The organism is Variovorax sp. 3319, from assembly GCF_031456585.1.
Lineage (GTDB): Bacteria > Pseudomonadota > Gammaproteobacteria > Burkholderiales > Burkholderiaceae_C > Variovorax > Variovorax paradoxus_P.
On record NZ_JAVDUZ010000006.1, the window covers coordinates 341,862 to 363,076 of the forward strand.

A 21,215-nucleotide genomic window follows, 5' to 3' on the forward strand; every position below is an offset into this window, starting at 1 on the left:
CGCGCTCACTCGACGGTGATCTTGCGGCTGCGGATGATCTGGGCGTAGCGGCTTCTGTCGTCGCCGATGAGCCTGGTGAACTCCTGCGGCGTGGTGGCACGCGGCACGCCGCCCAGGCCGATGAAACGTGCCTTGACCGATTCGTCCGCGAGCACGGCGCGCACATCGGCTGCAATGCGGTCGACCACGTCCTGTGGCGTGCCCGCAGGGGCCAGCAGGCCGATCCAGGAGATCGCGTTGAAGCCCGGCGCTGCGCCTTCGGCCAGCGTGGGAACGTCGGGGAACGCGGGCACGCGCTTGTCGCCGGTGACGGCCAGTGCACGCAGCTTGCCCGCCTTGATGTGGCCGGAGGCCTCCAGCACGGTCATGAACGACAGCTGCACATGGCCGGCGAGCAGGTCGGCAATGGCCGGGCCGCCGCCGCGGTAGGGCACATGCAGGATGAAGGAGCCCGTCTGGTCCTTGAACATCTCAGCGGCCAGGTGCGGTGCGCCCCCGGCGCCCGAGCTGCTGTAGCTCATCTGGCCCGGCTTCGACTTGGCCAGCGCCACGAACTCGGCCGCGGTCTTCGCAGGCACCGACGGATGCACCATCATCGCGAGCGGCAGCTCGGCCACCAGGGACACCGGCGCAAAGGCCTTGTCGGCGTCGTAGGGCAGCTTGGCATACAGCAGGGGATTGATCGCCTGCGTGCCGATGTTGCCCAGGAGCAGCGTGTAGCCGTCCGGCTTGGCCTTGGCGACGTAGTCGGCGCCGATCTGCCCGGCGGCACCGCCCCTGTTCTCGACTATGACGGGCTGGTTCCAGCGCCGGCCCAGTTGCTCGGCGATGACGCGGCCACCGGTGTCCGTGCCGCCGCCCGGCGGGAACGGAACCACGAGCGTCACGGGGCGGGAAGGGAAGGTCTGCGCAAAGCCGGGCAGGTGCATCGCGAAGAGCGCGAGGGCGAAGGGGAGGGCGAGGGGGATCGCAAGGCGTCGAGTGAACAAGGGTGTGTCTCCTTCATTTGTTTTGAATGCGGTCGCTTTGCCGCGAGTGCAAGTGCTCAGGGGCTCAGGGGCTCAGGTGGTCAGGCTCATGGCCGGGCGCTCGCCCGAGAGGGCCTGGGCAATGCTTGCCAGCACCATCTCGCCCATGGCCGTGCGGGTCTCCCACGTGGCGCTTGCGCGGTGCGCCTGCAGCGTGGTGCGGTCTGACTGGCGCAGCGCCTGCGGCACGCGCGGTTCGTCGACGAAAACGTCCAGGCCCGCACCCGCGATGCGGCCCTCGGCCAGGGCCTGCGTCAGGTCGGCTTCGTTGACAAGGCGGCCGCGAGCCACATTCACCAGGAAGCCGCGCGGCCCCAGCGCATCGAGCACGGCCGCATCGACAATGCCTTCGGCACTGTCCGCAGCCGCGCACAGCACCAGCGCATCGGATTCGCGGGCCAGGTCCGGCAAGCTCGGGACGAAGCGGTGCGCAACGTCGTCCATTGCGCGCAGGTCGGTGTAGGCGATGTCGCAACCGAAGGCAGCCGCCCGCACGGCCAAGGCGCGGCCCACGCGGCCCATCCCGACAATGCCGACGCGCATGCCGCTGAAGCGCCGCGCGAGCGGAATGGCACTGGGCTGGGGATGAAGCTCCCACTGGCCGTCCCGCACAAAGCGGTCGCCCGCGCACAGGTTCCGGCACGCCGCAATGAGCAGCCCGATGGCCAGGTCGGCCACGTCTTGCGTGAGCGCGCCCAGCGTGGCCGTGACGGGCAGCGCGCGTTCGCGGCAGTACGCCAGGTCGACCGCGTCGGTGCCGACGCCGTTGATGGCCACCACCTTCAGGCTTGGCAGTTGCTCCAGCATGGCCCGCGAAATGCCTGTGTGCCCGCCAGTGATCACCGCATCGATCGCTGCGCCGTGTTGACGCAGCCAGCCCTCGGGGTCTGGCAGTTCGAAGAGCTTGTGCACGGCATAGAGCGACGCGAGCTTGTCGTTGATCGCGGGAATGAGGATCGGATTGAGCTGGAGGACTTGGGGTTTCATTTCGCTGTTCGTTTCACGCCGACCGGAAGGGCCGGGCGTCGGACGCATGCTATTAATGGATTGATATATGCGTCAATATTGATCTATATAATCAATGTAAATTGACTCGGAACGGCACCGCGATGGCTTCCTGGATTTCGATGAACGAGGCGTGCAACCTCCTGGGTGTGCAGGCCCAGACGCTCTACGCGTATGTGAGCCGCGGCAAGCTGGAAGTCATGCCCGACCCCGCCGATACGCGGCGCCGGCTCTACCGCGCCGAAGACGTGGCTGCGTTGGCCAAGCGCAAGCAGGCCGGGCGCAAGCACGAGACGCTGGCCGCCAACACGCTGTTCGGCTCGGAGCCGAGCATTCCGACGGCGCTTTGTTCGTTCTTCCGTGGGCGGCCGTACTACAGGGGACGCGATGCCGTGGCGCTGGCCCGCACGGCCACGCTCGAAGAGGCGGCCCAGCTGTTGTGGGACGCCGGGCGCGCGGTCGATTTCTCGTGCCCGGCGCCGGTGCGCGCCGGAAAGCCGGGCCGCGATGCAGCCTTTACGGCGCTGGCAGGCCTGGCGGCCGCAGGCCATTCCACCGGGGGACGCCTCACGCGGGTGCTGCATGCCGAGGCGCAAGGCCTCGTGGGCCGGCTGGCCCATGCGTTCGGCGCCACTTCAGGCACCGAACCGCTGCATCTGCGCTTTGCGAAAGGATGGAGGCAGCCGGCCAAGGTGGCCGAATTGCTGAGAACCGCGCTGGTGCTGCTCGCCGATCACGAGCTCACCAGCTCGGCGTTTGCCGCGCGCATTGCCGCTTCGACCGGCGCATCATTGCCCGCATGCCTGCTTGCGGGATTGACCACGCTCTCCGGCCCCTTGCATGGCGATGCCTCGGGGCGCGTCCGGGCGCTGTTCAGCGAGGTGGAGCGGCTGGGGGAAGACCATGTGCTGGCGCACTACCTGGCGAACGGCCTGTCCCCGGCGGGGTTCGGCCACCATCTCTATCCCGACGGCGATCCGCGTGCGGCTGCGTTGCTGGCCCTGTTCGATCCGCCGAAGGTCATCGCACGCTTCATCGACAAGGTGACCAAGCTGACCGGGCTGCAGCCCAACATCGACGTGGCGCTGGCCGCGCTTGCGGCGCACCATCGGCTGCCGGCCGATGCGGCCTTCGGCCTGTTCGCAACGGCACGCAGCGTGGGGCTGCTGGCGCACAGCCTCGAGCAGCTGGGCGTGGCGCAAGTCATTCGCCCGCGTGGGCGCTATGTAGGGCCGGTGCCCGAACCGTATGAGTGTGCCTAGTGGAGCAGCCGGAGACAGACTGCGTCGACCAGGGGCCCCAAGCGCCAAGGCCGTGACCGGCTACAGTCGGCCAGGATCGGTCGTTTGCGGCGCATGCCAATCTAGAAGCCTTCGAGAATGCCTCCATCAACTGAAGCCCTGCAGCGGCTGAGCGACTTCGTCTCTGGAAAAACCCCGGTGCCTGAGTTCGAGCAACAGCTCTACAGCGATCCGGACATTGAAACACTGCTCTCGGAGGAGAGCGCTCCTCGATTTTGCGAAACGGGGATTACGCTATTCCACTACCTGATTGGACTGAACCTCAGCGACCCGGGAGACGTGCTCAGCGCAAAGGACGTATTGGTCTCGTTGCTTCAGAAGCACGGAGTGAAGGCGGCGCTCCCCGCGGCCGCAACCGCGGAATACGCGCTGCTGCTCGATGCCCAGCCGCGCTGGCTCGACGCGGACGTCAAGTTCATTGCCTCGTTGCTCGATGCCGCGCCGTCCCTGCCTCCCAAACAGAGAAAGGCATGGCTGCGTCAGAGAATCCTGGAGCTGTTCAAGTACGCCAAGCAGCCCCCGCGCTGGTTGCAGTCTCCAGCGTGGCCCATCGGAGATGCCGGCCCTTTGGTCTTCCTGGGGCAGTTTCCTGTGGCCGACTACTTTCATGACGAGGCGGCGGTGTATGTCTTCCATGACCCGGCGAAGGGCGCGTTCACAACATTCGTTCAGCACTGCTGAGCTCGCGGCATGAGGACGACGATCACCAAGACGCCGCCTGACGGCCAAGAGCGGAAGTTCGTCCGATCCTTCGGCAAGAAACCCGCAAGGCGGGCCTGCTCCGGGCCGGCATGGCAACTGTGCCGCGCATGTGTCGTCACGCTGCTTCTGCCCTTCGGGTGCGTTACCGCAACGCCTGCAGCGCCGGTGGTCTTCCCGGGAGCCTCCTGGTCGGTAGCGCCCGAGCCTGAACCGGGCGGCGCCTGCCAAAGAGACCTGGACGCCACCCGCAGCTACCTGCAAACGCTGGACACGACCGCTCTCATGGCGGTGCAGGACGGCCGCGTGCTGTTCAGCGAGGGCCCCGTCCAGACGGTCAGCATCGTGTTCTCGGTGCGCAAGAGCGTGCTCTCGATGATGTACGGCAAATACGTGGCCAACGGCACCGTCGATCTCGACCGCACGCTGGCCGACCTGGGCATCGACGACGTGGGCGGCTTGCTGCCGATCGAGCGGCAAGCCACCCTGCGCAACCTGCTCGCTGCGCGTTCGGGGGTCTACCACGCTGCCGCCAATGGCGGAGACGATGCGGGAGCAGCGCCCCCGCGTGGATTGCACGTGCCCGGCAGCTATTTTTTGTACAACAACTGGGACTTCAACGCTGCAGGCACCATCTTCGAACGCCTGACCGGGCGAGGCATCTATCGGGCTTTCGCGGACGAGCTCGCCACGCCGCTGCAGTTGGAAGATTTTGAGCTGGCCCGCCACGCACGCAGCGGCGATGCGCGGCGCTCGCAGCACTTGGCTTACCCCTTCTATCTGTCCACGCGTGACATGGCACGCCTGGGTTACTTGATGCTGCGCCATGGCGATTGGCGCGGCCAGCAACTCGTGCCGGCCGACTGGGTCGAACAAATGACGCACCAGACCACGCCCGCTGCACAGATGCATCCGCCGCACACGGCAAGGCGCGGCTTCGGATATGGGTATCTGTGGTGGCTGCTCGAAGAGCCAGAAAGCTCGCCGCTGAACGGTGCGTACATGGCTTGGGGCATACATGGCCAGTACATCCTCGTGGTGCCAAAGCGAGAGATGGTGATCGCGCACAAGCGCCAAGTGCCGGTCGCGGGCAACTGGAAGGTCAGCTGGGTCGGTCCGGCGGCATTCCTGCGCGCAGCGCGGATGTTGGCCGCGGCGCCCTGTCGCATGGGGGAGCGGTAATCTTGCTGTGCCTGGACAAGCTCGGCTCCGTGTCCGACCAGGCTTTCTGGGCTTCGCTCACTGCCCGCGGATTCACGGCTGCGACCCGGCGCCCCGCCCGTCCGATCGACCCGCCGCCTCCACCAGAAAGCTGACCAGCGCCTGCACCCGCGCGCTGCGCCCCTTGCGCGTGGGCACCAGCACCACCACCGGCGCGGCGCCAAATTCCCAGTCGGCCATCACGCGCTCGAGGCGGCCGGCGGCCAGCGCTTCGGCGGCGTCCCATTGGGAACGAAGCACGATGCCCAGGCCATCCTCGGCCCACTGGCGCGCCACGCTGCCGTCGTTGCTGACGAACGCCGGGTTGATGCGCAGCGTCTCGCTCTTGCGGGCGCCGCTGCCCGCGGGCCGCATGTGCCACAGCGTCACGTCCTCGTCGTTCTCGCGGATGCAGATGCAGGCGTGGTAGGCCAGGTCCGCCGGGTTGCGGGGCGTGCCGTGCTCGCGCAGGTAGCCGGGGCTCGCGCACAGCCAGCGTTCGTTGGAAGCGAGCGTATGGGCCACCCAGGACGAGTCGCGCACCGCGCCCACGTGCACCACCGCGTCGGAATCGTGCTTGTCGGGCCACGGTGTTTCGCGCAGGTCCAGCTGCAGCCGCAGGGCCGGATGCAGGCGGGAGAAACGGGACAGCCACGGCGCGACATGCGTGCGGCCATAGCCGAAGGACGCGGCCACCCGCAGCGTTCCGCTCAGGCGCCGGTCGTCCCGCTGCAGGGATTCGCGCAGGCCGTCGAACTTCAGCAGGAGTTCATAGGCCTCGCGCCCGAACCGTTCGCCTTCCGAGGTCAGGTGCAGCTTGCGCGACGTGCGGTTGGCCAGCACCAGGCCCAGCGAAGCCTCGAGCTTGCGCAAGCGCATCGACAGCGCGGGCGGCGTGACACCGAGCGAGCGCGCAGCCGCGCTGAGCGAACTCTCGCGCAGCAGCGCGGCAGCCAAGCGAAGGTCTTCAATCTGCATCATTCAGCAGAGCTTAACTATTGATGACGAAAGAGTGAAGCACGAAAGCGCCTTGGCACACCTACAGTGAGCGCCATGCAAAACACTTCCATTCCCATTGCCGCCGAGGCCGGGCGCTATCCCCGGGCCGTGCTGTTCGACCTGCTCACTGCGCTGCTCGACTCGTGGACCGTCTGGAACGCGGCTGCGGGCTCCGAGCAGATGGGCCGTACCTGGCGCGCCGAATACCTGCGGCTGACCTATGGCTGCGGCGCCTACGTGGCCTACGAAGACCTGGTGCGGCAGGCCGCCGCCACCGTGGGGTTGCCCGCGAGCGCCCCCCAGTCGCTGGACGACCATTGGGACGAGCTGCCCGCATGGAGCGGCGCCACCGAACTGCTGCGGGCGCTCCAGCCTCACTGCAAGCTGGCCGTGGTGACCAACTGCTCGCGGCGCCTGGGCCGGCGTGCCGCCGAGCGCCTGGGAATCGACTGGGACGTGGTCGTGACCTCCGAGGAGGCGGGCTTCTACAAGCCCGATCCGAGGCCCTACCGGCTCGCCCTGGAGCGCCTGGACGTGCAGCCGGCCGAGGCAGCCTTCGTTGCCGGTTCAGGCTACGACATGTTCGGCACCGCCAGCGTGGGCCTGCGTACCTATTGGCACAACCGCGTCGGCCTCGCCCGGCCCGACGGCGCGCCGCCGGCGGAGGTCGAGTCGCCCACGCTCGATGACGCGCTGCCATGGCTGCGCGGCTTCCGGCCGGCCGCTTCCTGATTCAACCCACCACTCCAGGACCTGCCCATGATCCGCTCCCTTCGCCTGGCCGGCAGCCTTGCTTCCCTCTGTGCCGGCTTGCTGGCCGTGTCCGGCGCCTTCGCACAGTCGTATCCGAACCGCCCGGTCACCCTCATCGTTCCCTTCCCGGCCGGCGGCCCCAGCGATGCACTGGCCCGCGCTGTTGCACAGAAGATGGCCGCGCCGCTGGGCCAACCTGTCGTCATCGAGAACCTCGGTGGCGCGAACGGCGTCATTGGCCTGACCAAGGCGACCAAGGCCGCCGCCGACGGCTACACCATCTCCTTCGGAGGCATCGGCACGCACGTGGCCAACCTCGCGCTGTACAAGAAGCTGGCTTATGACCCCGTCGCCGATTTCGCGCCCATCGGGCCCGCCGGCGCGGCCCCGATGCTGCTGCTGGCGCGCGCCGACCTGCCGGCAAACGATCTGCGCGAGTTCAGCGCCTGGCTGGCGAAGCACAAGGACAAGGCCTCCTACGGCAGCGCGGGCGTGGGATCCATTTCGCACTATGGCTGCGTGCTGTTGCTGTCTTCCCTTGGCCAGAACGCCACTCACGTGCCCTACAAGGGCGTTGCGCCGGCAATCAACGACCTGATGGGCGGGCAGACCGACTTCATGTGCGACCAGACCACCACTGCGCTGCCGCAGATCGCCGGTGGGCGCATCAAGGCCATTGCGGCACTGTCGGGTGCGCGCCTCGCGCAGCTGCCGCGTGCAGCCACTGCGGCGGAGGCCGGCCATGCCCTGGACGTGCGTTCCTGGAATGCCTTCTTCGCCCCCCGCGGCACCCCGCAGCCCGTGCTTGCCAAGCTGACCGGCGCGCTGCAGCAGGCAGTGGCCGATCCGGCGCTTCGCAAGCAGATGGAAGGCCTGGGTGTCGACTTGCCCGCACCTGCCGATGCAACGCCCGCGGCCGTCACCGCGCTCATCGCGCGCGGCATCCGCGACGACGTGCCGGCCCTCAAGGCCAAGGGCCAATACCTGGACTGATCGGAAAGAACAACATGCAGAACAACCCCCCAAATCATCTTGCCGAGATCGACACCCCCGCAGCGATCGTGTCGCTTCAGCGCATGCAGCGGAACATCGCCCGCATGCAGCAGCAGGCCAATGCGTTGGGCGTGCGCTTCCGCCCGCACGTGAAGACCAGCAAATGCGCCGATGTGGTCGCGGCCCAGCTTGCCGCAGGTGCGGCGGGCATCACGGTATCGACGCTGAAGGAGGCCGACCAGTTCTTCGCCCGCGGCGTGACCGACATCCTCTATGCCGTCGGCATGGCGCCGCACCGGCTCGCGCATGCGCTGGACCTGCGCCAGCGCGGCTGCGCGCTGCAGATCCTGACCGACAGCGTCGAGGGTGCGCGGGCCATCGCCGAATACGGCCGTACGCACGGCCACGCCTTCGAGGTGCTTATCGAAATCGACACCGACGGCCACCGCTCCGGCATCAAGCCGGGCGAGGACCTGCTGCTCGAGGTCGGCCGTGCGCTGCATGAGGGCGGCATGCGCCTGGCCGGCGTGCTCACGCATGCGGGCTCCAGCTACGAACTGCACACGCCCCAGGCCCTGGCCGCCCTGGCCGAGCAGGAACGCGCCGGCTGCGTACAGGCTGCACAGCGCCTGCGCGCTGCGGGCCTGCCGTGCCCCATCGTGTCGGTAGGCTCCACCCCCACGGCGCTGGAAGCCGCCTCGCTAGAGGGCGTGACCGAACTGCGCGCCGGGGTCTATGTCTTCTTCGACCTGGTGATGCGCAATGTGGGCGTCTGCAGCGTTGACGACATCGCGCTGAGCGTGCTCACCACCGTCATCGGGCACCAGGCCGACAAGGGCTGGGCCATCGTCGATGCCGGCTGGATGGCCATGAGCCGCGACCGGGGCACGGGCAAGCAGCAGCGCGACTACGGCTATGGCCAGGTGTGCACCGTGGACGGGACGCCGATCGAGGGCTACCTGCTGTCGGCCGCCAACCAGGAGCACGGCATCCTCTCGCGCGAAGGCGCCGCGGACCCGGACATCGTGGCGCGCTTCCCGGCCGGAACCCGGCTGCGGATACTGCCCAACCATGCCTGCGCCACCGGCGCGCAGTTTCCCGCCTACCAGGCGCTGGCCGCGGATGGCACGGTGCAAACCTGGGAGCGCTTCCATGGTTGGTGAGAACGGCGCTGAACCACGCAACATGTCGGGCCCGGTCCATGTCGCAGCGCCCGCTCTGGCCAGGCCGGGCGGCCACTACAGCCATGCCGCGGTGGGCGGCGGCCTGGTCTTCATCGCCGGGCAACTGCCGATCACGCCAGAGGGCGAGCGCCTGGCCGATGCGGCGTTCGAAGCCCAGGTGGCGCAGGCGCTGGCGAACGTGCAGGCCGCCTTGCTGGCCGCGGGCTCAGGCATCGACAAGCTGCTGCAGGTGAGGGTCTACCTCGACGACATCGCCAACTGGCCGGCGTTCGACCGGATCTATGCGCAGTGGGCCGGACCATCGCGCCCGGCCAGGGCCATCGTGCCGACCGGGCCGTTGCACTTCGGGTTCAAGGTCGAGGTGGAGGCGATGGCGCTTGCGTGATCGGGCGATTGACCGCTCAGGGGTGTCGCGACCGGCTACGGTCGGCCAAGAGCGGTCCTCTGGCGCCGGCGGCGGTTCATCTCAGCGCCGCCTGGTAGGCCTCGATCCGCGGCATGAGCTGCAGGCGTCGCGCCAATGCGTCGGCGGACCAGACTGCTTCGCGCTCGTAGAACTCCGCGAAGGCTGGCACGTTCGACGGAATGATGACCCACGGCTGCTTCGTGCCGGTGAATATATGAACATCTGGCGCCATCAAATCGGGATTGTCGAGCGTTCCAACGCGAACAAACTTCGTTACCGGACCGGAACCTGCGTAGTGGCTCCAGATCGCAACACGGCACTTTGGGCACCGGGCGATCTGCTGTCCAGAACCGCTTGCGGAGGGCGTGTTCACCACGTCGGCGTCCCCTGCAAGGTTCACGACCTCGTCGGCCTCATACATTGCGTTGAGTGCGAAAGCGGCACCAGACTCGCGTTGGCACCAGCGGCAGTGACAGCAATGCACGATCATCGGTGCTTTAGCCAGGCGATAGCGGATATAGGAGCAACCGCATCCGCCCTCGATGGGATATGTCATGGGAGCCATGATATGGCTGGATTGGCAGTCACACTTGGTTCGCTCTTGTGTCGGGGCAACATCGCCCGCTGTTTGGGTCCAGCCGGAGGCGATACACGCAATGCATCGACGACCAGTGAAAACGCGTGTGATGGCTGCCGACGACTTGGGTAGTACAGGTAGTAGCCTGGGAATGGAGGACACCAGTCCTCCAGCACACGCACCAGCCGGCCTTCTTCGAGGTGCGGTGCGAACTCCTCTTCGGGCAGGAATGCGATGCCCAGCCCAGCCAGGGCAGCATCCACCATGCCGGGCGACGTGTTGAAGGTGAGCTGCCCATCCACCCGCACGTTCAATGACTTGCCTCGTCGCTCGAAGTCCCACACCCACAGCCCTCCCGCGGTTTGCATACGCATGTTGATGCAGTTGTGCTTGAGCAGATCGTGCGGAGTTTTGGGGGGCGTATGCGACTTGAAGTATGCAGGGGAGGCCGCCGCCGCCATGCGCAACTGCGGCCCGATCGGCATCGCGATCATGTCTTTGTCGATGGTGTCACCCAGACGCACGCCGGCGTCGAAACGGTCGGCCACGATGTCCCGGAATCCGTAGTTGATGTCGAACTCGACCTTGATGTCGGGGTATTCGCGCAGCAAGGGTGTGAGCTTGGGCAGCAGCGTGGTCCGAAGGATATGTTCGCCGCAAGTGATCCGCACCGTGCCCGCCGGCTTGTCGCGCATTTCCGTCAGCTCATCCAGTTCCGCGCCGATCTCGTCGAAGCGATGGCCGATGGCATTCAGCAGCCGCTCTCCGGCGGCCGTGGGCGACACGCTGCGCGTGGTGCGCGTGAGCAGCCGGATCTCAAGCCGTGCTTCAAGGCCGCTGATGGCTTGGCTGAGGGCCGACTGCGTGACGCCCAGCAGCGAAGCGGCCCGCGTGAAGCTGCCTTCCCGGGCCACGGTCACGAAGTACAGGAGATCGTTGAGATTGCGTTTGACCATGAGGCAGTCTCCCATGCTGATTAATTAGTAGATCTAATATAGCTTTTAAGAATTGATTAGCTAGTCAGATCGACGTCGGTGCCCCAACATTCAGGGCAAGAGTTACCGCAGGCTGCCGCCTTGGCCGCCGGTAACGCCAACCTACAAAAGCAGAGCGAGCGAGCAATGAGCAACCCATTCAACTTGGAACAAACCGCGGAAACCATGAGCAGCCAAGCCTGGGCACGGCGCGAATTTCTGAGAAAAGCGGGGACCGGCGCAGCAGCGCTGGGGCTCATGTCATTCACAGGCACAGCCGTTCTCGCGGCGAACATGAAAGCGAATCCAGATATGGCCAACGGCGCAGACAACTTCTACAAAAGCGACAAGGTGACCCTGCAGAAGGTCGCCTTCAAGGACCAATACCAGATGAACGTCGCGGGCAACCTCTTCGTTCCCAAGGCGCTCGACCGCAGCAAGGCCCATCCGGCGCTCGTCGTGAGCCATCCGATGGGGGCCGTGAAAGAGCAAAGCGCGAACCTCTACGCGACCAAGATGGCCGAACAGGGCTTCGTCGCGCTCGCCATCGACTTGCCAGGCTGGGGCGAGAGCGAAGGGCCGCGCAACCTCGTGTCACCGGAGATGTATGCCGAAGCGTTCAGCGCCGCGGTCGATTTCCTGGGAACGCGGCCCTTCGTGGACCGCAGCCGCATTGGCGCGATCGGCATCTGCGGCAGCGGCAGCTTCGCGATCAGCGCGGCGAAGATCGATCCGCGCATGAAGGCGATTGCTACGGTGAGCATGTACGACATGGGGGCGGTCAACCGAGACGCCCTCCAGAAGTCCATGACACTGGAGCAGCGCAAGGCCGTCATTGCCGCGGCCGCCGAGCAGCGCTACGTGGAGTTCCAAGGGGGCGAAGTGGCTGTCGCAGGCGGAACCGATCTCCAGCTGACCGCACAGACGCATCCGATCCAGCGCGAGTTCTACGATTTCTACCGCACGCCGCGCGGTGAGTTCACCCCCGCCGGCGCGTCTCCCCTCAGGACCACGAAGCCGACGGTCGCCAGCAACGTCAAGTTCATGAACTTCTACCCGTTCAACGACATCGAGACGATCTCCCCGCGTCCGCTGCTGTTCATCAGCGGCGACCAGGCGCACTCCAAGGAATTCAGCGAGGACGCCTACCGGCGCGCCGCCGAGCCGAAGGAACTGGTCTGGGTGCGAGGCGCGGGCCACGTCGATCTCTACGACCGCGTGAACCTCATTCCCTGGGACAAGCTGACCTCGTTCTTCGGCAGGCACCTGGCGCAGACGGTGGCTTTGTGACGGCACAGCTGCCCGGGGCCGTGGACCGGCAAAGTTCCAGCGGGGCGGCGGGCGTGCCGCCGGCGGCCGCCCATTGGAGCGGCGTGTTCGCAATGTCGCTGTGCGTGTTCGCGCTGATCGCCTCGGAATTCATGCCCGTGAGCCTGCTGACGCCGATCGCGGCCGATCTCCACGTCACCCAGGGTATGGCCGGGCAGGGCATCGCGATTTCGGGCGCGTTCGCAGTGCTGACCAGCCTCTCTATCTCGGCGCTCGCCGGCGGCATGGACCGCAAGACCTTGCTGCTGGGATTGACCGCGCTGATGGCCGTCTCAGGTGCCGTGGTCGCTTGGGCGCCGAGCTATCCGATCTACATGGCCGGCCGTGCGCTCGTCGGCGTGGTCATCGGAGGCTTCTGGTCCATGTCGGCCGCAACGGCAATGCGGCTCGTACCGCCTCGGGAGGTACCGCGCGCTCTGGCAATCTTCAACGGTGGCAATGCGCTGGCGACGGTGATCGCCGCGCCGCTGGGCAGCTACCTCGGTTCGGTCATTGGATGGCGCGGTGCCTTCTTCTGCCTGGTCCCCGTGGCGATGATCGCTTGGCTCTGGCAGTGGATCAGCCTGCCGGCGATGAGCGCCCGACGGCGCGTGCCGGGTTCGGGCAATGTGTTCAAGGTGCTGAAGAGCCGCCCCGTGGCCTTGGGCATGGCTGCATGCGGCGCCTTCTTCATGGGGCAGTTCGCATTGTTCACCTACGTGCGGCCATTCCTCGAAACGGTGGTAGGGGTGGGCGTCTCCACGCTGTCGCTCATCCTGCTCGTGATCGGCGTCGCAGGGTTTGCCGGCACGGCGCTGATTGGCCCCGTCCTCAAGCGCGGCCTGTACCGGCCGCTGATCGGCATTCCGATCCTGATGGCTGTGATCGCCGTGGCGCTCGTTCCCTTGGGCGCTTCTGTCTCAGCCAGCGCGGCGCTGCTGGGCCTGTGGGGCCTTATGGCGACTGCCGCCCCGGTCGGCTGGTGGAGCTGGGTCGCCGAAGCCATGCCGCACAACGCCGAGGCTGGCGGCGGTTTGATGGTCGCGGTAATCCAGTTGGCCATCGCACTGGGTTCGACGGTGGGCGGCATGCTGTTCGACTCGATGGGCTACCGGAGCACCTTCATGGCGAGTTCCGCCGTGCTGTTGCTCGGGGCGGTGCTTGCCTTTCTGACCTCGCGTTCTCAAGCGCGGCAAGCGGCATGAGCCGCGCATCGCACCAGGAGAAGCCCATGGCCATTAACATCTCTTTGCGTGGGCTTGGCCTGCTGTGCGGCCTGCTCGTGCTCGGGGCATGCAACGCTGCCCAGCCTGGAGCTTCAGGCAATCCCGCTGCGGTTGCGCCGGCGGCTGCTGTTCAACCGGAGGAATCACGCATGTGGATGACCGTTGGTACACGCCGCTTCGCCATCACCCCGGCCGATACCGAGGCAGCCCGCGAGTTCGCCGCGATGCTGCCGCTCTCGATCGACATGCCGGACCTCAACAGCAACGAGAAACACGCGGAGCTGCCTAAAGCGCTGCCGACGAGTGCGATTCGTCCCGGCACGATCCGCAATGGCGATCTGATGCTGTACGGGTCGCGAACCCTTGTTGTCTTCTACAAGACCTTCGACTCGTCCTATTCGTACACCCGTCTGGGCCGCGTGGACGACCCCGCTGCGCTGGCCCAGGCGTTGGGCAGCGGCAGCGTGCGCATCGGGTTCTCGAAGAACTAGGCGCGCTTGGGCGCCGGCATCCGATATCTCAACGCTTCGATGACCAATGCCAGCGCTGGGGATAGCTGCCGGCGATTGGCGTAGTAGAGGTGATAACCCGGGAAGGTCGGCCACCAGTCCTGCAGAACCGGAACCAGCCGCCCCTCGTCGATGTGCTGTTCCATGACGTCGAAGGGCACGTAGGCGAAGCCCATTCCGTCCAGTGCCGCGCGCAGCATCAGGAAGGTGTTGTTGAACACCGTCTGGCCTTGCACCCGCACGCTGAGTTGCTTCCTTCCTTTCTCGAAATCCCACGCGTACAGGCCGCCGTGGGTGGGGAGCCGCAAATTCACGCAGCGATGTTCCGTCAGGTCCGCGGGTTTCATCGGCACGGGTTTGCCCGCGAGGTATTCCGGAGAGGCTGCGACCGCCATCCGCAATGCCGGCGCAATCGGAACTGCCACCATGTCCTTGTCGACGCGGTTGCCTACTCGCACACCGGCATCGAACCTTTCGGCTGCGATGTCGGTGAAGCCGTAGTCGACGCTGAACTCCACCTCGACGTCCGGATACTGCTTGAGCAGGGGCACGAGCCTGGGCCACAGCACCGTGGCAATCGCATGGTCATGCGTGGTGATGCGAACCGTGCCGGCCGGCTTGTCGCGCATTGCGGTGAGGGATTCGAGCTCCCGCTCGATGTCCTGCAACCGGGGGCCCAGCGTCTTGAGGAGCCGGGCGCCCGCGTCAGTGACTGAGACGCTGCGCGTCGTGCGGGTGAGCAGGCGCACGCCCAGGCGGCCTTCCAGCGCGAGCATGGAGTGGCTGAGCGCCGAGCGCGATACGCCCATCTGGGCGGCGGCACGGGTGAAGCTGCGTTCGCGGGCGACCACGACGAACGCTTGCAGGTCATTCAGGTTTTCTTTTGCCATTGGTGAGCCCGGTTCACATAAGCATCCCGATTTTGCTGTCTTCTCAACCAGGCGTGGTGTCCATAGAGTTCATGCATCCCTGTCGCCGCACAGCGGCGGCGCATTTCCTTCCATCGACGACCAGGAGCTGATCCCACCATGTGCATTCGACCCTTGAAGGCCGCGCTCTATCTTGCGGCCCTGAACTCCATCGGTGCAGGCGCCGAACCTGCGCCGGCGCCGGCAGCGGCCCAGCAGATTGCCAAAGCCGGCAGCCAACCCTCTGCAGTTGGTCCTGCTGAATATTTCACCGGCCGCGTTCGTGTCGACCCGGTCTGGCCCGCCACCGAAACCCTCAATGCCTCCGGCGGCCTGGTGACCTTCGAGCCCGGCGCGCGCTCCGCCTGGCACACGCACCCGGCCGGACAGCGCTTGGTGGTCCAGTCGGGTGTCGGCTTGACCCAGGAGTGGGGCCAGCCCGTGCAGGAAATCCGGCCCGGTGATGTCGTCTGGTGCCCTCCGGGCGTGAAGCACTGGCACGGCGCCGCGCCCTTCACGGCACTGGTCCACCTGGCCGTCACCGGCACCGTGGGTGGAAAGAATGTCGAATGGATGGAGAAGGTTTCGGATGAGCAATACAACCAGCGCTAGACATTGCAGCAAGACGGGCGCGTTGGTCTTGGCCATGTGCCTCGCGGTTGCGCCGTGCCACGCCGACACAGGATCCCAGGAGTCTACGAACATGAACGCCAACCTCACTGCATCAGAGACGCTTTCGCTGCGCCAGCAATCCATCATCCCTGTTGCGGCGTTCGCAGCGGCCGGCGACGTCGTCCGTCTGAACACCGCGCTCGAGCAGGGACTCGATGCCGGCCTGACGATCAACGACTCGAAAGAAATCCTGGTGCAGGTGTACGCCTATGCCGGGTTCCCGCGCAGCCTGAATGCGCTGGGCGAACTGATGAAGGTCGTGGAGGCCCGCAAGCAGCGTGGTGTCCAGGACAAGCAGGGGCAGTTGCCCTCGCGCCCCATCCCGAAAGGCGACGCACTGCTCGCAGCCGGGACGGCAAACCAGACGAAGCTCGCCGGGCAGCCGGTCAAGGGTGCATTGTTCGATTTCGCGCCGGCCATCGACGAGTATCTGAAGACGCACCTCTTCGGCGATGTGTTCGAGCGGGACAACCTCGATTGGCCAAGCCGCGAGCTGGCGACCGTCGGGATGCTGTCTGCGCTTCCGGGCGCTGAGTCCCAGCTCCAATCCCACATGGGCATCAGCATGAACGTGGGCATCACCGCGAGCCAGTTGAACCAGCTGACGCAGGTCCTTGCAGACCGCGTAGATGCGGGTGCAGCCCGCAGGGCTCGCGAAGCGCTGGATCGTGCATCGAGACATCGACGGTAAGAACCCGCCGCTGCTATCCATGCCCTGGCGCCCCAAAACACGATGCCCCCGCCGGCCGCATAGACTCGGCCGATGCAGCGCGACTCCACCCCCAACCGCAAGAACCGTCAGCAGATGGTCTGGTTGGCCGCCGCGCTGTGGCTTGCCTTGCCGCTGGCTACCTTGCATTGTGCAAACGCCATGCAGCCCGCAGTTGCGAATGCAGCAGCCCCCCAGCCCGATGGCGCCGTACACATCACCCGGGCCGAGTTGCTGTCCATCCCCGGGACAGGTTATTCAGCTCCGCCGCGACGCATCGAGGACGCAGGGCTTCCGACTGACGGATGGCAGGAGGTCAGCCTGCCGCATACGGCCGAGCGCGAACTGGTTCCCACGTCCTCGGGCGGCGTGAACACCATCACCGATTGGTATCGCATCGACCTGGCCGGCCTGGCGTCATCGGAGGCGCAGCCGCGCCTTTTGTACCTTCCGCGTTGGAAGACCCTGGGCCGCATTGCCGTGTACGGCGACGGCGTGCTGCTCTACCAATCGCAAGGCAGCGCCGTGCACAACGGCTACAACCGCCCGCTGCTTGTGCCGCTGGATGCCGCGGCCAATACGCCTTCGCCCGCGCTGGTGCTGATTCGCGTCGATCGCCTGCGAAGCAGCGGCAGCGGCTTCTCGACGGTATGGGTGGGCGATGAGGATTCGCTGGGCTGGCGCTACCAGGTTCGCCAGTTGCTGCAAGTGCAGCTGCCCTTCATGGGCAGTGCCGCATTCCTTGCAGTCGGCGCATTCGCGTTTGCGGTGTGGCTGGGCAGGAGGCGCGAATTGCTCTACCTGCTGTTCTTTGCCATTTCGGCGCTCGCCTACTTGCGCACGCTTCACTACTTTGTAAGCGGCGACTACTTGCCGGTTTCGGACGAATGGTTCGAATGGATCACCGTTGTTTCGCTGCTCTGGCTGATCATCGTCATCCACTTGTTCTTGCAGCGCCTGCATCAGCAGCCTTCCGTCTGGCTGACCCGCTTGTCGGTGGCACTGGCGCTGGCGTGCAGCATTGCCACGCTGCCGCATATGTCTGCGGCAGTGCCAAGTCTTTATTTGCTCACGCCCTTGCTCAACCTGGCGGTGTTGCCCGTTGCGGTATTGCTCTTTGCAGTAAACCTGCGCAAGGCACTGCGCGCCAAGATGCCCGAGGGGCGGCTGGTGGCGTGCTGGGCGGTGGCGGCCGTCGCATTCACCTCGTATGACGGGCTGCTGCAAAACAACCTGGTCAGCCCGGAGAGCGTGTACACCTCTCCCTACGCCATCATCAGCCTGTTCTTCATCTTTTCGTACATCATGTTCAAGCGGTACACGGGCGCGTTCGCCGAAGTGGCCCGCTTGAACAAGGGCCTGGCGCAGCGCCTGCAGGCGCGCGAAGCCGAGCTGGAGCAAAGCTACCAGCGGCTGCGCGTGATCGAGAACGAGGCAATGCTTGGCGCCGAGCGCCGGCGCCTCATGCAAGACATGCACGACGGGCTGGGGTCTTCGTTGATCAGCGCCATCCGGTCGGTGGAGCAAGGCGCCATGACGGGCAGCGAGATCTCCGGGGTGCTCAAGGGCTGCATGGACGACCTGAAGCTCGCCATCGATTCGATGGAGAGCGTGGATGCCGATCTGCTGCTGTTGCTGGCCACCTTGCGCTTCAGGCTGGCGCCGCGCATCGAGAGCGCCGGCCTTGCGCTGCGCTGGGAAGTGCAGTCGGTGCCTTCATTGTCCTGGCTGAACCCGGGCAGCGCACTGCACATCTTGCGCATCATGCAAGAGTGCGTGGCCAACGTGCTGCGCCACACCCGGGCCACCACCATCCGCTTCAGCACCGCAACGGACGGGCAGGGCGTATGCGTGATGATCGAAGACAACGGCGAAGGCTTTGCCGTGGAAGAGGCCTTGCATCGAAGAGGCCGCGGACTGCGCAACCAGCAGCGGCGCGCAATGGCCATCGGCGGCACTGTCAACTGGGAGTCCGGCAGCGCCGGAACCCGCTTCACGCTCTGGTTGCCGCTCGAACAGGCGGCCGGCGCCGAAAAGGGCTTGAGTCTCTCCTGAGGCCCGGGGCCGTCAGGTGCGCAGGTCGAGCCTTTTCCACGCCTCGAACACTTCCAGCTGCTTTCGCAGCCAATCCAACGGCACCGAATTCGTTCCCCAGTGATGCAGCCGTCCGGCCGCCTCGCCAAGGTTCCACAGGTGCCTGAGCTGCACGAAAAGCGGCAGCGCTGCCGCATCGCGCTCGCTCACTTCGCCGCCGCCGGCGCGGTAGCCGCGCAGGTAGTGCATCCAGCGCTCGCGCAGCGCATCGTCGGGCTCCTTCAAGTTCTTGCGGAACATGTACGACCAGGGCAGCACGCTCAGGTCGTATGCCAGGAAGCCCGGGCCTGCATCGTCGAAGTCGAAGAACACCGCTCTCCTGGCGCCGGACTCGTCCGTGTTCACATGGTTGTTGAAGCCGTGCGTATCGCCGTGGCAGACCACCCGCGTCAGCCCTTGTTCGGCCGCGGCAAGTTCGTCGACAAGCTCGTGCACCAGGCGGCGGTACGTGTCGAACAACGCCGCGTCCACCTCAGGGTGCGATTCCAGGTAGCCGAGGGTTCTGCCGGCAAGATGGTGGCCATCGAGCGTGTAGCGGCTTGGCGGGCCGGCGTAGTCGCGTGCGGCTTCGTGGATGTTCGCCAGCGTGCGGCCGGTCAGTTCGTATTCGTCCAGCGTGTCGGGCGTCGTGCCCTCTGCATGGTGAAACAGTGCCAATGCGCGCAGCCCTTCAGGAAATTGCAGCTGTATGTGCGCGCGTCCGTCTGCCGCCACCACCGGCGCCGCCACCGCCACGCCCTTGGCTGCCAGGTGCGCCAGCAGCGCGACTTCGAAGTCGACGTTGAAGCCGCCTCGCGGGCGAATCGAGTACAGGCGAGCCACATACCGGGTTCCGTCGGCCGACCGCAGTGCGTAGTTGTCGTTCAGGCCGCGGCGGATCAGGTGGCACTGCTGCACCTCGAAGCCATGGTGCCGCGCCACCCAGCGCGCAACGGAATGCGTGGCGGCGGTGGTGTGGGTGGAGACGAGATCGGGGTCGTTTTTCTTGCTGTCGGTCATGGCGGATCGTTCATCCAGGGGGAGCCTCGCCAATGCAGCCGCGCTCGTCTTGATGGGGCAGAATTTACCCTGCATTCCCGTTTGCAGAATGAACGACCACCGCTCCGACCGCGTAAGCCTCGTCCGCGACAGCCAGAGCGGCGTCGAGGCGGTGCGGGCGCGTTTCGTCGGCCATGCGTACGACCCTCATCGCCACGACGAATGGCTCGTGGGTGTTACCGACAGCGGCTTTCAGGATTTCTTTTGCCGAGGCGCGCGGCGCATGAGCACGGCCGGGCGCGTCATTCTTATCGAGCCAGGCGAACTCCACGACGGGCGCGCCGGTGGTGAGGCCGGGTTCAGCTACTCGATGCTCTACCTGCCCGCGGAATGGCTCCAGGCGGGCCTTGGCGGGGTTCGAGACGACGGTATCGGCTTTCGGTCGACGCTGGGCGACGACCCGCGGCTTGGGGCGGCGATTCGCCATGCGTGCGACTTGCTGGGCCGTCCGCGTGAGCGGCTGGCACGCGATGCAGCGCTCGATGCGGTGGTATCGGCGCTTCGCCCGCATCTGGGCCAATTCGTTCGAGAGGCCGAGCCGAAGGCCGCTCCCACCAACCTGATCGCGCGCCGCGCGCGAGATCTCTTGCATTCGGCCATGGCCGAAGACCCGGGCGCCGATGTCCTGGCACGCTCGGCTGGCGCGGCTGATCGCTTCACACTCGCACGCGCATTTCGCGCCGCGTACGGCACGTCACCCCATGCGTACCTGGTGCAGCTTCGCCTTACCGAAGCTCGGCGGCGCCTTCGGGGCGGGCAAGCGCCCGCACTGGTTGCCGCCGACTGCGGGTTTGCAGACCAGAGCCATTTCGGCCGGTGGTTTCGCCGCGCCTACGGCCTTACGCCGGCCGCGTATCGCGCCTGCTGCACCAACATTCGCACAAGTGTTCGCACGAACGTTCCAGACGAGGCGCTCTGATCTTGCGACAGTCCTTGCAACCGAAGCAAAACAAGGACTGGCAGATGGTGTTCGATACGAAGGTCGCGATTCTCGTGCTGGAGGATCTTGCGGTGTGGCAAAAGCTCAACGTGACAGCGTTTGTGGCAACCGGCATTGCCACCGGGGCACCCGATGCCATCGGAGAGCCCTATGTCGATGCCGCAGGCCGGTCCCATGCGCGGCTGCTTGCACAACCGATCCTCATCTTTGCGGCCTCTGGCGAAACACTGCGTCGCGCCTACGAGCAGTCGCTCAAGAGAGGCCTTGCGCGCGCGCCCTACGTCAGGGCCATGTTCGAGACGGGGCACGACGCGGCGAATCGTGCGGCCTTTCTGGCCGAACCCGCCGAAGCGCCCGATCTGGTGGGCCTGGCACTGCGGGGGCCGAAAAAAGATGTGGATAAGGCGCTCAAGGGCGCAGTGCTTCACGCATAGCACTGCCGCAGGGCACCGAGCTACTGCGCGGGCTCAGCGGCCGAGGCCGGCCGCGTTCATGAAGAAGCGAAGCAGAAGGGCGAGCAGGTAGAGCGAAGCCACGCTCGCCAGCCATATGCCCCCGAGCCAAGCCAGGCGGCGCAACCACTTGGGGCTGCGGTGCTCAGTGGTACCCATCCCCATGCCTCACCTTGCCGCGGAACACCCAGTAGCTCCATGCCGTGTACATCAGGATCACCGGAATGATCAGCAGCGCCC

The 21,215-nt window shown here is 66.1% G+C and carries 23 protein-coding genes; 15 read left to right on the forward strand and 8 right to left on the reverse strand.

Going from position 1 to position 21,215, the window contains the following annotated elements; translation table 11 throughout:
* Positions 1-5: 5 nt before the first annotated feature.
* Complete coding sequence (locus tag J2X67_RS14940; protein WP_409050501.1) at positions 6-989, reverse strand: Bug family tripartite tricarboxylate transporter substrate binding protein; 984 nt, start codon at positions 987-989, stop codon at positions 6-8.
* A gap of 72 nt (positions 990-1,061) precedes the next feature.
* Positions 1,062-2,015, reverse strand: a complete 954-nt coding sequence (locus tag J2X67_RS14945; protein WP_309954063.1) for a 2-hydroxyacid dehydrogenase — start codon at positions 2,013-2,015, stop codon at positions 1,062-1,064.
* A gap of 122 nt (positions 2,016-2,137) precedes the next feature.
* Between J2X67_RS14945 and J2X67_RS14950 the strand changes: the two genes are divergently transcribed.
* The 3 genes from J2X67_RS14950 (at position 2,138) to J2X67_RS14960 (ending at position 5,215) form a co-directional block, all read left to right on the forward strand.
* Positions 2,138-3,295: a citrate synthase family protein gene (locus tag J2X67_RS14950; protein ID WP_309954064.1), complete on the forward strand. Its 1,158-nt coding sequence runs from the start codon at positions 2,138-2,140 to the stop codon at positions 3,293-3,295.
* A gap of 117 nt (positions 3,296-3,412) precedes the next feature.
* Complete coding sequence (locus tag J2X67_RS14955) at positions 3,413-4,015, forward strand: hypothetical protein (protein ID WP_309954065.1); 603 nt, start codon at positions 3,413-3,415, stop codon at positions 4,013-4,015.
* 9 nt (positions 4,016-4,024) lie between these two features.
* A complete protein-coding gene (locus tag J2X67_RS14960; protein WP_309954066.1) occupies positions 4,025-5,215 on the forward strand; it encodes a serine hydrolase in 1,191 nt (396 codons plus the stop codon).
* Positions 5,216-5,287: 72 nt separating this feature from the next.
* Here J2X67_RS14960 and J2X67_RS14965 read toward each other — a convergent pair whose 3' ends face one another.
* Entirely contained in the window at positions 5,288-6,214 is a 927-nt protein-coding gene (locus J2X67_RS14965) for a LysR family transcriptional regulator (RefSeq protein ID WP_309954067.1), read from the reverse strand.
* Between the two features lie 72 nt (positions 6,215-6,286).
* On the opposite strand from J2X67_RS14965, the gene J2X67_RS14970 reads away from it, so the two are divergent.
* Genes J2X67_RS14970 through J2X67_RS14985 form a run of 4 tightly spaced genes read left to right on the forward strand, consistent with a single transcriptional unit; the run spans position 6,287 to position 9,547 of the window.
* On the forward strand, positions 6,287-6,964 hold the full coding sequence (locus tag J2X67_RS14970; protein ID WP_309954068.1) for an HAD-IA family hydrolase: 678 nt from the start codon (positions 6,287-6,289) through the stop codon (positions 6,962-6,964).
* 27 nt (positions 6,965-6,991) lie between these two features.
* Complete coding sequence (locus J2X67_RS14975; protein ID WP_309954069.1) at positions 6,992-7,978, forward strand: tripartite tricarboxylate transporter substrate-binding protein; 987 nt, start codon at positions 6,992-6,994, stop codon at positions 7,976-7,978.
* Between the two features lie 14 nt (positions 7,979-7,992).
* Positions 7,993-9,141, forward strand: coding sequence for a DSD1 family PLP-dependent enzyme (locus J2X67_RS14980; protein WP_309954070.1), 1,149 nt, complete (start codon positions 7,993-7,995; stop codon positions 9,139-9,141).
* Complete coding sequence (locus J2X67_RS14985) at positions 9,131-9,547, forward strand: RidA family protein (protein WP_309954071.1); 417 nt, start codon at positions 9,131-9,133, stop codon at positions 9,545-9,547. The genes J2X67_RS14980 and J2X67_RS14985 overlap by 11 nt, the downstream gene beginning before the upstream one ends.
* Before the next feature lie 76 nt (positions 9,548-9,623).
* Here the strand turns inward: J2X67_RS14985 and J2X67_RS14990 are convergent, their stop codons facing one another.
* Entirely contained in the window at positions 9,624-10,124 is a 501-nt protein-coding gene (locus tag J2X67_RS14990) for a GFA family protein (protein ID WP_309954072.1), read from the reverse strand.
* Complete coding sequence (locus J2X67_RS14995; RefSeq protein ID WP_309954073.1) at positions 10,121-11,101, reverse strand: LysR family transcriptional regulator; 981 nt, start codon at positions 11,099-11,101, stop codon at positions 10,121-10,123. The genes J2X67_RS14990 and J2X67_RS14995 overlap by 4 nt, the downstream gene beginning before the upstream one ends.
* Positions 11,102-11,377: 276 nt before the next feature.
* Here J2X67_RS14995 and J2X67_RS15000 point away from each other — a divergent pair, with 276 nt between their 5' ends.
* From J2X67_RS15000 to J2X67_RS15010, 3 genes are all read left to right on the forward strand, one after another.
* Positions 11,378-12,409 (forward strand): alpha/beta hydrolase, encoded by a 1,032-nt coding sequence (locus J2X67_RS15000; RefSeq protein WP_309954096.1) that lies wholly within the window; start codon positions 11,378-11,380, stop codon positions 12,407-12,409.
* Positions 12,410-12,501: 92 nt separating this feature from the next.
* Positions 12,502-13,632 (forward strand): MFS transporter, encoded by a 1,131-nt coding sequence (locus J2X67_RS15005; RefSeq protein ID WP_309954097.1) that lies wholly within the window; start codon positions 12,502-12,504, stop codon positions 13,630-13,632.
* Between the two features lie 26 nt (positions 13,633-13,658).
* Positions 13,659-14,144 carry a cyclophilin-like fold protein gene (locus J2X67_RS15010; RefSeq protein WP_309954074.1) on the forward strand — a complete coding sequence of 162 codons (486 nt, stop codon included), beginning with the start codon at positions 13,659-13,661 and terminating at the stop codon, positions 14,142-14,144.
* Here J2X67_RS15010 and J2X67_RS15015 read toward each other — a convergent pair.
* Positions 14,141-15,052, reverse strand: a complete 912-nt coding sequence (locus J2X67_RS15015; RefSeq protein WP_309954075.1) for a LysR family transcriptional regulator — start codon at positions 15,050-15,052, stop codon at positions 14,141-14,143. The genes J2X67_RS15010 and J2X67_RS15015 overlap by 4 nt on opposite strands.
* Before the next feature lie 138 nt (positions 15,053-15,190).
* Between J2X67_RS15015 and J2X67_RS15020 the strand changes: the two genes are divergently transcribed.
* From J2X67_RS15020 to J2X67_RS15030, 3 genes are all read left to right on the forward strand, one after another.
* Complete coding sequence (locus J2X67_RS15020) at positions 15,191-15,682, forward strand: cupin domain-containing protein (RefSeq protein ID WP_309954076.1); 492 nt, start codon at positions 15,191-15,193, stop codon at positions 15,680-15,682.
* Positions 15,683-15,773: 91 nt separating this feature from the next.
* Positions 15,774-16,433 carry a carboxymuconolactone decarboxylase family protein gene (locus J2X67_RS15025; protein WP_309954077.1) on the forward strand — a complete coding sequence of 220 codons (660 nt, stop codon included), beginning with the start codon at positions 15,774-15,776 and terminating at the stop codon, positions 16,431-16,433.
* A gap of 72 nt (positions 16,434-16,505) precedes the next feature.
* Complete coding sequence (locus J2X67_RS15030) at positions 16,506-18,506, forward strand: ATP-binding protein (RefSeq protein WP_309954078.1); 2,001 nt, start codon at positions 16,506-16,508, stop codon at positions 18,504-18,506.
* Positions 18,507-18,518: 12 nt separating this feature from the next.
* On the opposite strand, the gene J2X67_RS15035 is transcribed toward J2X67_RS15030, so the two are convergent.
* The gene (locus tag J2X67_RS15035) at positions 18,519-19,544 is read right to left on the reverse strand and encodes a phosphotransferase (RefSeq protein ID WP_309954079.1); all 1,026 of its coding nucleotides are present in this window, start codon (positions 19,542-19,544) and stop codon (positions 18,519-18,521) included.
* 88 nt (positions 19,545-19,632) lie between these two features.
* Here J2X67_RS15035 and J2X67_RS15040 point away from each other — a divergent pair, with 88 nt between their 5' ends.
* Positions 19,633-20,502 (forward strand): AraC family transcriptional regulator, encoded by an 870-nt coding sequence (locus tag J2X67_RS15040; protein WP_309954080.1) that lies wholly within the window; start codon positions 19,633-19,635, stop codon positions 20,500-20,502.
* A 47-nt stretch (positions 20,503-20,549) separates the two neighbouring features.
* On the forward strand, positions 20,550-20,957 hold the full coding sequence (locus J2X67_RS15045; RefSeq protein WP_309954098.1) for a DUF2000 family protein: 408 nt from the start codon (positions 20,550-20,552) through the stop codon (positions 20,955-20,957).
* Between the two features lie 33 nt (positions 20,958-20,990).
* Here the strand turns inward: J2X67_RS15045 and J2X67_RS15050 are convergent, their stop codons facing one another.
* The gene (locus tag J2X67_RS15050) at positions 20,991-21,134 is read right to left on the reverse strand and encodes a DUF2474 domain-containing protein (RefSeq protein WP_309954081.1); all 144 of its coding nucleotides are present in this window, start codon (positions 21,132-21,134) and stop codon (positions 20,991-20,993) included.
* Positions 21,135-21,215 lie beyond the last annotated feature (81 nt).

Excerpts from the sequence above, each read along its gene's own strand:
- J2X67_RS14945 (WP_309954063.1), bottom strand. The coding sequence starts at position 2,015 with ATGAAACCCCAAGTCCTCCAGCTCAATCCGATCCTCATTCCCGCGATC.
- J2X67_RS14950 (WP_309954064.1), top strand. The coding sequence starts at position 2,138 with ATGGCTTCCTGGATTTCGATGAACGAGGCGTGCAACCTCCTGGGTGTG.
- J2X67_RS14955 (WP_309954065.1), top strand. The coding sequence starts at position 3,413 with ATGCCTCCATCAACTGAAGCCCTGCAGCGGCTGAGCGACTTCGTCTCT.
- J2X67_RS14960 (WP_309954066.1), top strand. The coding sequence starts at position 4,025 with ATGAGGACGACGATCACCAAGACGCCGCCTGACGGCCAAGAGCGGAAG.
- J2X67_RS14965 (WP_309954067.1), bottom strand. The coding sequence starts at position 6,214 with ATGATGCAGATTGAAGACCTTCGCTTGGCTGCCGCGCTGCTGCGCGAG.
- J2X67_RS14970 (WP_309954068.1), top strand. The coding sequence starts at position 6,287 with ATGCAAAACACTTCCATTCCCATTGCCGCCGAGGCCGGGCGCTATCCC.
- J2X67_RS14975 (WP_309954069.1), top strand. The coding sequence starts at position 6,992 with ATGATCCGCTCCCTTCGCCTGGCCGGCAGCCTTGCTTCCCTCTGTGCC.
- J2X67_RS14980 (WP_309954070.1), top strand. The coding sequence starts at position 7,993 with ATGCAGAACAACCCCCCAAATCATCTTGCCGAGATCGACACCCCCGCA.
- J2X67_RS14985 (WP_309954071.1), top strand. The coding sequence starts at position 9,131 with ATGGTTGGTGAGAACGGCGCTGAACCACGCAACATGTCGGGCCCGGTC.
- J2X67_RS14990 (WP_309954072.1), bottom strand. The coding sequence starts at position 10,124 with ATGACATATCCCATCGAGGGCGGATGCGGTTGCTCCTATATCCGCTAT.
- J2X67_RS14995 (WP_309954073.1), bottom strand. The coding sequence starts at position 11,101 with ATGGTCAAACGCAATCTCAACGATCTCCTGTACTTCGTGACCGTGGCC.
- J2X67_RS15000 (WP_309954096.1), top strand. The coding sequence starts at position 11,378 with ATGTCATTCACAGGCACAGCCGTTCTCGCGGCGAACATGAAAGCGAAT.
- J2X67_RS15005 (WP_309954097.1), top strand. The coding sequence starts at position 12,502 with ATGTCGCTGTGCGTGTTCGCGCTGATCGCCTCGGAATTCATGCCCGTG.
- J2X67_RS15010 (WP_309954074.1), top strand. The coding sequence starts at position 13,659 with ATGGCCATTAACATCTCTTTGCGTGGGCTTGGCCTGCTGTGCGGCCTG.
- J2X67_RS15015 (WP_309954075.1), bottom strand. The coding sequence starts at position 15,052 with ATGGCAAAAGAAAACCTGAATGACCTGCAAGCGTTCGTCGTGGTCGCC.
- J2X67_RS15020 (WP_309954076.1), top strand. The coding sequence starts at position 15,191 with ATGTGCATTCGACCCTTGAAGGCCGCGCTCTATCTTGCGGCCCTGAAC.
- J2X67_RS15025 (WP_309954077.1), top strand. The coding sequence starts at position 15,774 with ATGAACGCCAACCTCACTGCATCAGAGACGCTTTCGCTGCGCCAGCAA.
- J2X67_RS15030 (WP_309954078.1), top strand. The coding sequence starts at position 16,506 with ATGCAGCGCGACTCCACCCCCAACCGCAAGAACCGTCAGCAGATGGTC.
- J2X67_RS15035 (WP_309954079.1), bottom strand. The coding sequence starts at position 19,544 with ATGACCGACAGCAAGAAAAACGACCCCGATCTCGTCTCCACCCACACC.
- J2X67_RS15040 (WP_309954080.1), top strand. The coding sequence starts at position 19,633 with ATGAACGACCACCGCTCCGACCGCGTAAGCCTCGTCCGCGACAGCCAG.
- J2X67_RS15050 (WP_309954081.1), bottom strand. The coding sequence starts at position 21,134 with ATGGGTACCACTGAGCACCGCAGCCCCAAGTGGTTGCGCCGCCTGGCT.